The sequence below is a fragment of the Bacteroides sp. Phil13 genome (genome assembly GCF_001940965.1).
In the GTDB taxonomy this organism is placed as follows: domain Bacteria; phylum Bacteroidota; class Bacteroidia; order Bacteroidales; family Bacteroidaceae; genus Bacteroides; species Bacteroides intestinalis.
In genome coordinates, this window is the sequence record NZ_MSHA01000086.1 from 126,177 (window position 1) to 140,773 (window position 14,597).

Consider the following 14,597-nt stretch of genomic DNA (forward strand, 5'->3'; position numbering starts at 1 on the left):
AGTCCGATTAACACTCGGCTTATGGCTGGGCTCGTTTATATCAACAGAAATCAGATGTGACCGATGAACACTAAAAAGCAGAAGATATGCAAGGAGAGTTCAACTGCCATGTACTATTAAATTTGATATGATGAAAAAACTGATTTTTCCCCTGTTGTTTGTGTTGGGTATAAGTACCCATGTTGATGCGCAGAAACCATATAAAGCATACATGGTTTCCAATACCCATCTTGATACACAGTGGCTGTGGACTGTACAGACAACCATTGACCATTATTTATACCGTACACTCACTCAGAATTTCTGGCTGATCGACCATTATCCCGGTTATATCTTCAATTTCGAAGGAGCGGTTCGTTACCAATGGGCCAAAGAGTATTATCCAACCGAGTATGAACGGCTGAAAAATTATATAAAGGCAGGTCGTTGGAATATTTCAGGGAGCTCATGGGATTCTACTGATCCCAATATACCTTCACCGGAATCATTTTTCCGTAATCTTCTTTACGGACAGGAATTCTTTAAGAAAGAATTTGGTAAAAAATCAAATGATATTTTTCTTCCGGACTGTTTTGGTTTCGGATACACCCTGCCCACGATAGCTGCCCATTCTGGTATCATTGGTTTTTCCACACAGAAGCTCCAGCATCGCAAGTTGCCGTTTTATGGTGACCACAAACTACCGTTCATGTTCGGGTTGTGGGAAGGTATAGACGGGGCGCGCATTATGGCGGTGCCGCATGCCCAAGACTACGTTTCTAGATTTGATGGACAAGAGTTGAGTAACAATGGTAAACTGGTGGATTTAGCTAAAAACGGTCTTAATAATACCGTCTACCATTATTATGGAGCCGGAGACCGTGGAGGTTCGCCTACAATTGCTTCCGTAAGATCGGTTGAAACAGGAATGAAGGGTGAGGGACCGGTGCAGATAATAAGTGCACGTTCGGGGCAGTTGTTTGATGATTATTATCCTTTTGAAAAGCATCCGGAACTGCCTGTTTTCAAAGGGGAATTACTTATGGATGTACATGCGACAGGCTGTTATACATCTCAAGCAGCCATGAAACTTTTCAACCGTCGCAACGAACTGTTGGCCGATGCTGCTGAGAGAGCTTCAGTGGTGGCTGAATGGCTGGGAGGGGCGGCATACCCCGAAGAGCCGTTGCGTGAATCGTGGCAAAGGTTTTTGTGGCATCAATTCCACGATGACCTGACGGGTACAAGCATTCCGGCAGTTTATACTTTCTCATGGAATGATGAACTTATTGCCCAGTCGGAATTTGCAGAAATCACTACAGGTGCGGTCGGTGCGGTAAGTAGGGCACTTGATACGCGGACAAGAGGAATTTCGGTTGTGGTTTATAATCCTGTTGCCCAAAGCCGTTGCGATATAGTTACAGCCACAGTGGATATGACTTCGCAACCGAAAGACATAGTAGCCGTTGCCCCCAATGGGAAAAAGGTTTCCGGGCAACTTCTTTCATGGCAGAACGGTAAGGCTACCGTACTTTTTCCGGTGGATATGGATCCGGTAAGTTTTTCGGTTTACGACGTGCGTAGCGGAAAAATATCCGGTACTAAGCAGTTGAAAGCTGAAAGTAATATTTTGGAGAATTCGATTTATAAAGTTGTACTGGACAAGAACGGAGACATCGCTTCGATAACTGATAAACGCAACGGACGTGAGTTGGTGGAACCAGGTAAGGCTTTTCGCCTTGCGCTTTTCACCCCTAGCGAGTCACGCACATGGCCGGCATGGGAGCTGTTCAAGAAAACGATTGACCAGACACCGTTGCCGGTAAATGGTAATGTTGAGATTTCCGTGGTGGAAAACGGACCGGTACGTGCTTCACTCAAAGTGAAACGTACTTACGGCACTTCCAACTTCGTACAGTATATAACTCTTACGGAAGGAGGACAAGATGACCGGATAGATATTCGTAACGAGATAGACTGGAACGAAAGGAATACCCTCCTTAAAGCCGAGTTTCCAATGAATGTGTCGAATGAAATAGCTACATACGATCTTGGTATAGGTTATATCGAACGCGGCAGCAATACTGATAACAAGTATGAGGTGGTAGCCCAGCAATGGGCCGACATTACGTCTGCTGATGGTGGTTACGGCATTTCTGTGATGAACGACAGCAAATACGGATGGGATAAACCGGACAACCATACGTTGAGGCTTACTCTCTTGAATACTCCGGCGGTAGGCAAGGATCCCAATATGGCTCATCAGGAACATCTGGACATGGGGCATCATGCTTTTAGCTATTCCATATATGGTCATAAGTCCGATATTGCAGAAGCGGGGACTGCATGGAAAGCTGAAGCATTCAATCAGCCCTTACTTTCTTTCACTACTCCGAAACATGCCGGAACGTTGGGACGCAAGTTATCGTTCGTCAAGACCAATTTGCCCGGCATAGCGATAAAGGCTGTTAAGAAAGCGGAAGACGGTAAGAGCTACATCGTAAGGGTGAACGAAATTTATGGAAAAGATTTTGAAAATGCAGAAATCATTTTTGCAAGTGCAGTGGAGAGCGCTTGTGAGGTGAACGGTATCGAGGAGTATGTCGGCGAGACAAAATATGAGGGTGACAAAATTGTTTTTAGCGGGACAGCTTTCCAACCACGCACTTTCAGTGTGAGACTTAAGGAAAATGCATGCCTCGCGATTCCAGAAAATCATTCTATAGATATTGAATGTAACGCGACTGCTCTTACAGTGGACGAATTCAGTATGTCGGGGAATTTTGATGGAGAAGACAATTCTTTTGCTGCCGAACTGATGCCGGATGTAGTAGAAGCCGAGGGGGTAACGTTCCGGATGGAAAACAATCCTGCCGACTATAACTATATCCGTTGCGACGGGCAAACAATACCCCTTCCTGAGAAGCACGGATATACGAAATGTTACCTGCTGGTGACTTCGTCACACGGTGACCGCAAAGCTTCGTTCCAGGTAGATGGGAAAGATTATAGTGTCAATGTACCCTTTTACTCAGGATTTATAGGTCAGTGGGGATGGACGGGTGAAAGTGAAGGCTATATGAAGGATGCTTCGATAGCTTATATCGGAACGCATCGCCACAGTAGCCGGGTGGGGGGTAATGAGTCCTATATTTATACTTATTTGTATAAAATCTGCCTTGATATTGCTCCGGATGCCAAGGCTCTGACTTTGCCGAAGGATGCGGGAGTAGCCCTTTTTGCAGTAACTCTTTCCGATAATTCGAACGATGATACAAAGCCTGCAACAGAGATGCGTGCCTTGCCTCATGAAACTGTAAAAGTGGAATATACGACTGAACCTGTGGCTGCTTCCCGTCGCCGTTGAGAGGACTGAGGGAATGTCGGAATCTGAGATATTTGCAAGCTGCTGGTAACATCTTGTTATGAGCGGCTTGTGTTTTTAATGTACGTTCAATATAATGTCTGCCGTAGATGGTTAGTTCATACAAAAAATGATAATTTCTTTTTGAGTTAATAGGAAATTAATGATTTTATTAATACTCCTCACGTATTATTGTTGCTGTAAATAAAAACCTTTTATCTTTATAATGTGGTATGAATACAAAAAACATCTTTAAGACATTTTTCTTATGCTTGTCTGTTATTAGTCTGTCTTTTACACTGAATGCTCAAGAATTGACACCACTCCGTCTGGGTGTAGCGGGAGTGTCACACGGACATCTCCATGAAGTGCTGATTCGGCTGGAAAGAGGTGATTTCGAAATTGTAGGAGTGGCAGAACCCGATGAACAGTTAAGAGTCAATAACCCGTTGTGCAAAAAGGTGGATAGTTCTCTTTTCTATGCCGATTTGGAGGAAATGCTGGATAAGACTAAACCGGAGGCGGTTGTCGCTTACGGATCTATCTACGATCATCTGGCTATTGTAGAAGCCTGCGCACCGCGCGGTATACATGTAATGGTGGAAAAGCCTCTGGCAGTCAACATGAATCATGCGAATCGAATGGCTCGGTTGGCACGTGAAAACAATACGCTGCTACTGACAAACTACGAAACGACTTGGTATGATACGAATCATGAAGCCTATCGGTTAATAAAGAATGAAAACGCAATAGGCAAGATAAATCGTATTGAAGTGTACGACGGGCATGAAGGTCCTATTGAAATAGGTTGCGGAAAAGAGTTTACCGACTGGCTGACCGATCCGAAGTTGAATGGAGGTGGAGCCGTAATAGACTTTGGCTGCTATGGCGCAAACTTGGTAACCTGGCTGATGAACGGTGAAAGACCTAAAAGTGTATACGCCATTCTGAAACAACTTAAGCCGGACAAATATCCGAAAGTGGATGACGATGCTACAATTTTAGTCGAGTACCCCTCTGCAACCGTACAAATTATGGGTTCATGGAATTGGCCGAAGGGACGGAAAGATATGCATATTTATGGTAGCGAAGGATATATCTATCAGGATACTCCGGGTTCTATGCGTGTTTATACCCATCGAAAAGAAAAAACGACATTGCCTCCCAAGCTTAAAGAGCCTTATAATGATTCTTTCTATTACCTGAAAGCTGCTGTTAGGAAGGAAATTCAGGTACAGCCTTATGATTTGTCTTCATTGGAAAATAACCTGATCGTTGTAGAAATATTAGAATCTGCAATCAAAAGTGCTAAAAGCGGTAAACCCGTCAGATTTTAAGCCGAATTATGAGACTTTGGGGGGGCATGATAGATGCTCAATCTGCAAGGTCATATCAAAGTATTAACTGAATAATAACATTTTAATCATGAAAAAAGTATTCCTTTTCATCCTGCTCTGTGGATGTCTGGCTCTATCGGGCACACTCAAGGCTGCCGAAGGACAGCTAATGGCCGGAACGGCTAAAATAAACATTACTCCCAAACAAAACATCCCCCTACACGACTCTGTGTATGCACGTGCTTTGGTGATGGAGGTAGGCGATATGCGTGTAGCACAGGTGTCTGTCGACTTGGTTAATTTTTATAGCGACCGCGTGGCTGATGTCTGCAAAGAAAAATACGGCATCACGCAGTTGTTGATCTGTGCTTCGCATACTCACGAAGATCCCAACATGGCTGATGCCAGACCTCGTGAAAAGAAACCTGACCACACTCCGTTCTTTGAAGAGTGCATCGTTAAGGTAGTGGGCGAAGCAATCGGCAATATGTTCCCCGCACGTATTTCGGCCGGCACGCGTACGTTTCCGCAATTGGGTTTCAATCGCCTCATTATCCGTAAAGACGGTAAGGCTCGCGAATCGTGGATAGGCGATGAACACTACAATGTAGAAAACCCTGAACGGATACCTTTCGGCCCGGTTGACCCCGAAGTAGGCGTAATTAAGGTAGAAGATATGCAAGGTAATGCACGTGCCATCGTTATGAGTTATGCCATGCATGCAGACCTTGGCTGTTTCAGCTATGAAATTTCGGCCGACTATCCCGGATATGCTTGTAGGAAGGTGGAAGAAGCGTTCGATAACAAAGCTATCTGCCTCTTTGTAGCAGGTGGCGGTGGTAATGTGGAAGGGCTGATGATTAGCCGGCGACGCTCAGGTCCCAATGATCCTATCAAAACAGACTACAAGCCCATTCAGCGCACAGGAGAATTGCTCGGAATCGAGGTAATTAAACTTGCCAATGCATTACATGCTTCCGGTGATAACACCTCTTTCAAAATGCGTACAGACTCGTTGCAATTCTCTACTCGCGCGGACAAAAACCGTAAGGTAAATGTCCATATCGCTACATTCCTCATTAATGACTTTGCAATAGCCGTTTGCCCTGGTGAAATGTTCGTACAACTTCAATTGGAATGGAAGGCAAAAGCCAGACTGGCCGATGTGACTCCTCTCTTCTTTGGCTATACGTATGTGAAGGGACGCTCACCCGGCTATGTAGCCGATGTACGCTCAGCGGCATTGGGAGGTTTTGGTGCCGAAGGTGGCAACCGTATACAAGTAGGAGGTGGCGAAGCCATCATCAACAAGCATTTAGAGAGTTTGTATATACTCAATGATCAGCGTGCGAGTATACACCTTAAATAAAGTAGGTATAATGAAATAAAGAAAATAGATGATTGGTAAGAATAGATACTCTACAGATTATCTATTCTTACCATATTATGGTATATATAAGAAATGAGAACTACAATATTTGTAATTGAGTTGTGCAGTATCTTATTTTGCTGCACCTCTTTGGTTGCTTCTGAGAAAGATAAAGATAGAACTTTCATACACTTCATTATGAATGGGCAGAGCCTGTCAACGGGACATCAGTCCTATCCGGTTATCTCAACGGAACATTTCAAAGGTAATTATATGCTGGGCAACCAAGTGTGGATAAATTATGGAAATACAGGAGAACTTAAGTTTGAACCATTGGTGGGAACTGTTTCCGAGGCTTTTGCCCATGAGAAGCATTTCAAGAGCAGGCGAGCTGGCACTATAGCCGAATGTCCTTTACTGGGTGCCGTCAATCACCTCCGGTTAAAACAACCCAAGATGCCCCGTATTCTAGCCACTTCGGTAGGAGTGAGCGGAGCAAGCGTAGAAGAACTTTCCAAAGAATCGGAGACGCGTACGGCATATAAAGAGTTTGTAAACTCATTGCAATCGGTAGCCCGAATAGCCGCACAAACGGATGCGAAAATTATTTGCCCTGCAATTTTCTGGATGCAAGGAGAGTTCAACTATGATCCGAATCCGGAAAAGGGACTACGCGCTAATGTGCCCAATACAACTGAAAAACGGGAGTATAAGAAGCTGCTTGTGAATATAAAGAATAATATGCAGAAAGACATACAGCGACAGTATGGTCAGACCGATAAACCGGTGTTTATCACTTATCAGACGGGTGCGCAATATATGCGGGATACATTATCAATCTCAATGGCTCAACTGGAAGCGGCCAACGAATATGATGACATTATCTGTGCGGGTCCCATTTACCCGATGACCGATCGAGGCGGACATCTTGACAGTAATGGATATCGCTGGTTTGGTGAGATGCTGGGAAAAGTGTATTATCAATCTCAAGTACAGGGCAAGCCATTCCAGCCGTTGCAACCGACGGTAATTGCGAGAGAAACACTGCCTACCCAAATACGTATCAAGTATCATGTACCGGTTCGTCCGTTGGTATTCGATGTTAATTTGGTACCCCAAATCAAGGATTACGGTTTTGAAATATACTTGCGTGATTACCGTCAGGAAAACAGACAAATCATAAAGCAGGTAGAGATAGACGGTGATGATGTGGTATTGACCTGTGAGCAACCCTTAGTTGGAGATGTCATTGTGGTGTATGCCGGTACCCGTTCATTTATAGAAGACCGCCCGAAGGGGAAAGATGGACTGCAAGGACATGGGAATTTACGTGATAGTGATCCGTACAAGGCTTTCTTTAAATATGAAGATTTGGATGGGGTGCAGAAAAATGGTACTTTTATACATCCACGCGATAGCTTTGAGACAAGACTTCGTCCTGATTATGAGCCGAAAGACCGAAAAGGAAAAGTGATTTATGGAAAGAAATATCCGTTATATAACTTTAGTGTAGGCTTTTATTATAAATTGCCTGCAGAGAGTAAGCAAATAAGTGTGTTAGGAAACTAAATTTTATTACTTTTGCAAATTAATTATTTTAACTATAGTAATTCATACAAAATCATAAGAATTGCTGTAATTGATAATATATAATTTTCTCTGTGCATAAGTAGCCATTGTGTATACTACAGGTCTTTCCCCTGTCTATCCTTTGTGGATATCCCGAGCTTAACCTGATGCAAACTGAAATAAAATGTAGCAACAGGATAGACTGATTAAGTTTTGGAAGAGCGACTTAAAATTAATATTGCTGAGTTAAAAGAGCTGAGGAGTATGGATACTTTCTGTGCTGTTCTGGCGAAAAAAAAGTTATTAAGCGAGGAAGGGGCCAGAATAGTAAGACGTATTCTGAAGACTCTCACCAAGCTTCTCTTGGATTACATGGAAGGGGAAGAAAGAAGAAAAAGAGAAAGGGAAAAAAAGAAATATGGATTGTAAGAAATAGAATGAATAGTTAAAAAATACGAATACGTAAATTGTACACTTTTTATTTTTATGTCATTGAAAATGATGTGATTAGAAAATAGAAGTGTACAAAAGGCAAAGGATGATTTGTTTTATTATGTTTTCCTTTACAGTGGCAGGGCACTATACAAAATATTGTGTATAGTGCCTTTCTTCTATTCTATATATAGATAATCGTAATGTACTACCGGTTTCTTGCCATGCTTTCCCATTGCTTCTCTGGCCTGTGTGGAGTCGCAGTTTGCTTTGCCCACACCAATGGGTTTACCTCCGAAGTCAACAATCCGCACAATATCATCCTTCTCAAATTCGCCGATGACGTCGGTAATGCCTACAGGCAGAATGCTGACTGCCTTATCCGAAAAAAGCAGTTCCGTAGCACAATAATTGATGTGCAACTCGCCTTTGGCAAAACCCTCGCTGTGGGCAATCCATTTCTTGACACTTGATACAGGCTCGGCCGAAGGTATAAAGCGAGTGCAGAGAGTACTTTCAGGGTGTTGAATCAAATCGACAAGAATATTATCCCGTTTACCATTGGCGATGATAACAGTAATACCTTCGTCGGCTACTTTACGGGCGATATTGGTTTTGGTAAGCATTCCGCCACGGCCGAAGCTGGATTTGGAAGTCTGTATATAAGAAGAGAGATCTTTCCCCTGGCCGATTTCCCGGATGACCTCAGAAGTGGGATCGGCAGGAGAACCGTTATAAATACCGTCGATGTTACTGAGAATAATCAATGCCTGCGCACCCATCATGGATGCTATCAAGCCGGACAACTCATCATTGTCCGTAAACATCAGTTCACTTACAGAGATTGTATCGTTTTCGTTGACAATAGGTATGACCCCATTTTCCAGCATTACCGTCATACAGTTCTTTTGATTGAGGTAATGCCTGCGTGTTGCAAAATTCTCTTTCATAGTCAGCACTTGTCCTACAGCAATGCCATGCTCCCGAAAGAGTTCGTAATAACGGTTGATAAGTTTAGCTTGCCCGACGGCAGAGAAAAGCTGACGCTGATCTACACTGTCCAATTTCTTGGCAGAATGCACTTCACTACGTCCGGAAGCTACGGCTCCGGATGACACAAGTATAATTTCTACTCCTGTTTTATGCAGTTCGGCTATCTGATCGACTAAGGCAGACATACGTGTTACGTCCAGAGTACCGTCACGGCGCGTCAGGACATTGCTGCCTACTTTTACAGCTATTCTCGAAAATTGTTGTACCATGTGTTGTATATCGTTCTTATGTGGTTTTGGGTAGGAGGGTGAAAGGGTTATTCTTCATCTTTTCCTTTGTCGCGCTCACGGATTATCTCCATGGCATCTTCGTATCTTTCCTCACTGACGAGAATGGTTACATCCGGTGCTATATAAGGAGCGATGGTGCTCATAAGCCCGTCCTTGATAATAGTTGCTATACCATTGTTTTCGAGTAGACCTTTTACAAGTTCTGCTTCCCACGGTGATCCTTTGAACACTTCAACTGTGCGGCTATAGTCTGTTGATTTCATAATGGTAAGTATTAATAGGTTTAATATTACAAAGATAATGCAAATCGAATGCATAACTTCCATGTTTACATGAAAAAGTTATGCTGAGATGCAGCTTATCTTCTTCAAATATAACAAGTATTTCGGAGAAAAGGTTTGTTTTTCGGTAAATATTGATGATTATAGTTCTATTCGTTGTACGGTTACCGCCTCTTTCAGGAAGGTGGATGCCGATTCAATGAACTTCTCTTCTGCTTCTGTGGTGTAGTAAGTGCAGTTTCCACCTTTTGTACATTTGGCGTCCATTTCCGGATGTCGACTGAAGTAGTCTTTCAAGCTGTCAGCTACCAGTTCGCCTTGTGCCACGGTGGTAATTCTGTTCGGCATGTATTTCTTAATTTTAGGTAGAAGTAAGGGGTAATGAGTACAACCAAGAATCACAGTATCAATTTGTGTATCTTTCGCCAGAAGTTCGTTGATATATTTACGAACAAAATAATCTGTACCGTCTCCTTCCGCTTCGTTGTTTTCTACGAGAGATACCCATAGTGGACAGGCTTCACCTGCTACCTGAATATCCGGAAAAAGCTTATGGATTTCTAATGGATAGGATTCTGATTTAATGGTTCCTGCTGTGGCAAGAACACCGACATGGCGGCTCTGTGTAATATTACCTATACACTCAACGGTAGGACGGATGACACCCAATACACGACGTGCCGGATCCATTTGGGGCAAATCATTTATCTGTATGCTGCGTAATGCTTTGGCAGATGCCGTATTGCAAGCTAGAATAACAAGATGACATCCCATTTCAAACAGTTTAGTGACTGCCTGTAGGGTGAATTCATATACGATTTCGAAAGACCGTGTGCCATAGGGAGTACGTGCATTATCTCCTAAATAGATATAGTCATATTGGGGTAAGGCTTCACGTATCTTACTCAGAATGGTGAGTCCGCCGTATCCGGAATCGAATACACCGATAGGGCCGGGAATAGTCGGTAAATTTTGTTTCATACTGGAAAAGTTTTGTACACATTGCAAAGATAATGCAAATCGGATGCAGAACTTTCATGCTTGCATGAAAAAGTTCTGCTGAGATGCAGCTTATCTTCTTTAAAGATAGAAAAAGGCGTAAACTGTATACAGTCCACGCCTTTTTCTATCTTTAAACGATTAGTCTTTCTTATTTGATGCCCAACTGGGTTTTTACTTTAGCTGTAACATCTACACTTTCTGAACTTACATAAGGTATCGGTGTACGAGCCAGGTCGAAGATATAGATTACGCCTTCTGCTTTACCTACAGCTTGAATAGCTTCATCCAATTTTTTGTAAATAGGCACTAAAGCATCTTGATTTGCTTTCTGCATATTTTGATAAGCCTCTTGCTGGAACTCTTCTTGTCTTTGAGCCATGTCCTGCAATTCTTTTTGGCGTCTTTCTGCAATATTCTTCGGCAGAGAGTCTGCTTGTTGCTGGAATTCCTGAACTTTCTTGTTGAATTCAGCCTGAGAGCGCTGCATTTCTTCCTGATACTGTTTTGACATAGCTTCAAGGTCAGCTTGTGCTTTAGTATATTCCGGCATAGCAATAATAACCTCCTGAGAGTTCATGTGAGCAAATTTTTGTGCCATCGCTCCTAACGGAAGAGCGAATAGTACTACGAGTAGTGCGATTTTTTTAAGCATAATGTTTATTGTTTATTTTAATAATTAGTCATTGTTTGGTGCAAATATAGTGCAAAGCAAATGTAAAACAAAATAAGTCAGCTTATTTTTAATATTGAGATACCGCCTATATTCGACTAGCAAATGTATGAAATTAATTTGAATATCCTAACTTCTCAAGCACTTCATTACTGATGTCAATACGCGGAGAAGCAAAAATAATGCTTGTTGCGGATGCCCGATCTACAACTACCGAATATCCTTTCTGCTCCGATATTTCTTTAACCGCATTATAAATCTCATCTTGAATGGGTTGCATCAGACTTTCCCGTTTCTTGAATAATTCCCCTTCAGGTCCGAAATAAGTGCGGCGAAGTTCAGCGGCTTCTTTCTCCTTAGCGACAATCGCTTCCTCTTTCTTTCCCTTTTGTTCTTCAGAAAGGAAGACGGCTTCCGATTGATAGTTCTTGTACAACGTTTTGGCTTCCTCGGCAACTTTCTCTACTTCACTTTGCCACTTCTTGGAAGCTTGGTTCAACTGTTCGTTAGCACGTTCGTATGCCGGAATATTTTTCAGAATATACTCCATGTCAATCAAGGCAAACTTTTGTGCACTGGCTGTCATGCCTACGGCAAACAGCAAGATCATTAATAAAACAGACTTTCTCATAACGTTTGGTTTTTGTGATACAATTAGAATTCCTGTCCTAAGATAAAGTGGAACTGACTGCCACCGTAATCTTTCGAACCACGTATTTTATCGAAACCATAAGCCCAGTCAATACCCATCATACCGATCATCGGCAGGAAGATACGGACACCAACACCTGCAGAACGTTTCAAATCGAACGGATTGAAGTTCTTTACATCGTGCCATGCATTACCGGCTTCTACAAAACCTAACGCATAAATACTGGTACTTGTTTCCAGCATCAGCGGATATCTTAACTCAAGTCCGAGACGGGTATAAGCATAACCTTCGTAGCCGTAAGGGGTTAATGAACTGTTTTCATAACCACGAAGAGCGATACTTTCCGTAGCGTAGCTGGAGTAGCCGGTCATGCCGTCACCACCCACGTCGAATGTTTCGAACGGAGACTTCTTATACTTGTTGTAATGTCCTAACAAACCGAATTCAACACGCCCCATCAATACCGGAGTACGTTTAACTGCTATCGGATCCATCAACGGGATGTACACTTTGGATTTGAATTTCCATTTGTGGTATTCAATCCATTTGTGCATCTTGTTCATATCATCCTGATTGCTGGTACTGTATTTGCTGTAGTCAGTTCCATCGAACAGTGAGTACGGCGGAGTCAACTGTACAGACAATGAGAATTCAGAACCTGAACGAGGATAAATCGGGTTATCAATAGAACTACGAGACAAAGTCAGGTTAATGCTGAGGTTATTACACTTACCATTTGTAACAGGGAAGTATTGCCAGTCGCTCAGGATATAGCGTTGGTAGGATAACTCAGCAGTGAACTGGAAGTAGTCATCCGGCCATTTCAAACGCTTACCGAACATAGCGGCTACACCGAACATCTTGATAGACTTATCAGGGTCATAATAGTTTTCATAACTATTGTAGTTGCCGTAGTTGTACATACCGTAACCATACATACCACTATACATACTGTTGTAGTAGCTGTTCATGTATGCTGAGTTGTAGTAACGGCTACTGATGTCTGTCTGTACAGAATAGAATGCTGACAGAGAGAATGCATTCGGACGTTTGCCTCCAAACCATGGATCGTAGAATGAAATGCTATAGGATTGATAATACTTGGCATTGGTTTGTCCGCTGACGGTCAAAGTCTGACCATCACCCTGTGGCAGGATACCACGATAATTTTCACCCGGATGCAGTAAGTTGGCAAGTGAGAAGTTGGTGAACTTCAAACTCAGCTTACCGATGATACCGGTTTGTCCCCAACCGGCAGAGAATTCTACCTGGTCGTTAGCTTTGGATACCAGATCGTAACCTATATCCACTGTTCCGTCTTCCGGTCTTGGTTGGATATCCGGTTTGATTTGTTCCGGGTCGAAATGTCCCATCTGCTGGATTTCACGCATAGAACGCATCAAGTCTTCACGGCTGAAAAGGTCGCCCGGACGGGTACGGAGTTCACGACGAACAACGTTTTCGTACAAACGGTCGTTACCATTGATGCTGACCTTATTGATGGTAGCCTGACGACCTTCGAAAATACGCATTTCGAGGTCGATAGAGTCTCCTACGATATTCACTTCTACGGGTTCGAGGCTGTAGAACAAATAACCGTTGTTATAGTAGAGATTACCGATAGCGTCTTCGTCTGACATGGTACGTTCTTCTAGCAACTTCTGGTTGTATACGTCACCTTTCTTCATACGAAGCATAAAGTTCAACTGTTCGGAAGGATACAGAGTATTACCTACCCATGTTACATTACGCAGATAATATTTCTCTCCTTCATCAATCTTCATGAAGATATCCACGGTGCGGTCATCATACGGCTTGATACTGTCTTCTACGATCATAGCATCGCGATAACCCAACTCGTTGTACTTGTCGATGATCAACTGTTTGTCTGCCTCGAAGTTTTCTTCTACGAACTTCTTGGTACGGAACAGATTGAGCAATTTATTCTTTTCGTTGGTTTTCTTCATGATGCGTTTCAACTTCTTGGTTGCGATCGCTTCATTACCAACGATGGTGATTTCATGCACTTTTACCTTCTCTTTTTTGTCGATGTTAATATCCACGATTACTTGGTTTTCGTTGGATACATCGTCTTTCTGTGAGATGATAACTTCTGCGTTCTTAAAACCCTTATCGTCAAAATAACGTTTGATAAGAGTCTTGGCACGGTCGATGACATTGGGTGTCACCTGTCCGCCCTTGATCATACCGATCCGACTCTCGATATCTTCACGCTCTGATTTCTTCACTCCGTGGTAACGAATTTCAGAGACACGAGGGCGTTGAGTCAGATGGATTGTTAACCAAATCTTGTCACCTTCTATCTTGTCTGCGGTGATTTGGACGTTGGAGAATAAACCATGCTTCCAGTAACGCTTACAAGCCTGAGTGACTTCTTCACCCGGTATTGTAATCGTTTGTCCTACAGACAAACCGGATAGTCCGATGAGTACATAGTCCTCATAGTTCTTTACTCCTTCTACTTTAATTTCTGCAATTTCATACTTTTTGGGTGCTCCCGAGTAGAGAATAACCGGTTTTGCTGCATCGTCATCGGTGCCATTGGCATCTTGAGCCGCGCTTGTCAATACACAACCAAAGAGGCAGATAAACGCTGTGAGTATAGAGAAAATACGATAGTGCATTTATGTTTTGGATT

Annotated in this window: 11 protein-coding genes; 5 read left to right on the plus strand and 6 right to left on the minus strand. The window is 42.9% G+C overall.

The annotated features are described in order from the left end of the window. Positions 1–127 precede the first annotated feature (127 nt). The 5 genes from BWI44_RS17335 to BWI44_RS17355 all read left to right on the plus strand — a co-directional run bounded on the left by BWI44_RS17335 (position 128) and on the right by BWI44_RS17355 (position 8,047). On the plus strand, positions 128–3,346 hold the full coding sequence (locus tag BWI44_RS17335; protein ID WP_138291003.1) for an alpha-mannosidase: 3,219 nt from the start codon (positions 128–130) through the stop codon (positions 3,344–3,346). Positions 3,347–3,576: 230 nt separating this feature from the next. Further along, on the plus strand, positions 3,577–4,680 hold the full coding sequence (locus BWI44_RS17340; protein WP_212746780.1) for a Gfo/Idh/MocA family protein: 1,104 nt from the start codon (positions 3,577–3,579) through the stop codon (positions 4,678–4,680). An 88-nt stretch (positions 4,681–4,768) separates the two neighbouring features. After that, positions 4,769–6,049, plus strand: a complete 1,281-nt coding sequence (locus tag BWI44_RS17345; RefSeq protein ID WP_118448747.1) for a hypothetical protein — start codon at positions 4,769–4,771, stop codon at positions 6,047–6,049. Between the two features lie 93 nt (positions 6,050–6,142). Continuing rightward, entirely contained in the window at positions 6,143–7,618 is a 1,476-nt protein-coding gene (locus BWI44_RS17350; protein ID WP_195208785.1) for a hypothetical protein, read from the plus strand. Positions 7,619–7,882: 264 nt separating this feature from the next. Continuing rightward, the gene (locus BWI44_RS17355) at positions 7,883–8,047 is read left to right on the plus strand and encodes a hypothetical protein (protein ID WP_171032066.1); all 165 of its coding nucleotides are present in this window, start codon (positions 7,883–7,885) and stop codon (positions 8,045–8,047) included. 182 nt (positions 8,048–8,229) lie between these two features. On the opposite strand, the gene proB is transcribed toward BWI44_RS17355, so the two are convergent. From proB to bamA, 6 genes are all read right to left on the minus strand, one after another. Beyond that, complete coding sequence (gene proB / locus BWI44_RS17360) at positions 8,230–9,312, minus strand: glutamate 5-kinase (protein WP_118216672.1); 1,083 nt, start codon at positions 9,310–9,312, stop codon at positions 8,230–8,232. Between the two features lie 47 nt (positions 9,313–9,359). Further along, on the minus strand, positions 9,360–9,596 hold the full coding sequence (locus BWI44_RS17365) for a DUF2007-related protein (RefSeq protein WP_021968041.1): 237 nt from the start codon (positions 9,594–9,596) through the stop codon (positions 9,360–9,362). A 159-nt stretch (positions 9,597–9,755) separates the two neighbouring features. Next, positions 9,756–10,595, minus strand: a complete 840-nt coding sequence (gene murI, locus BWI44_RS17370; RefSeq protein WP_044535033.1) for a glutamate racemase — start codon at positions 10,593–10,595, stop codon at positions 9,756–9,758. A 169-nt stretch (positions 10,596–10,764) separates the two neighbouring features. Next, complete coding sequence (locus BWI44_RS17375) at positions 10,765–11,268, minus strand: OmpH/Skp family outer membrane protein (protein WP_115503092.1); 504 nt, start codon at positions 11,266–11,268, stop codon at positions 10,765–10,767. A gap of 133 nt (positions 11,269–11,401) precedes the next feature. Then, positions 11,402–11,917, minus strand: coding sequence for an OmpH/Skp family outer membrane protein (locus BWI44_RS17380; RefSeq protein WP_044154681.1), 516 nt, complete (start codon positions 11,915–11,917; stop codon positions 11,402–11,404). 23 nt (positions 11,918–11,940) lie between these two features. Next, on the minus strand, positions 11,941–14,583 hold the full coding sequence (bamA, locus tag BWI44_RS17385) for an outer membrane protein assembly factor BamA (protein ID WP_195208786.1): 2,643 nt from the start codon (positions 14,581–14,583) through the stop codon (positions 11,941–11,943). Positions 14,584–14,597: the final 14 nt, after the last annotated feature.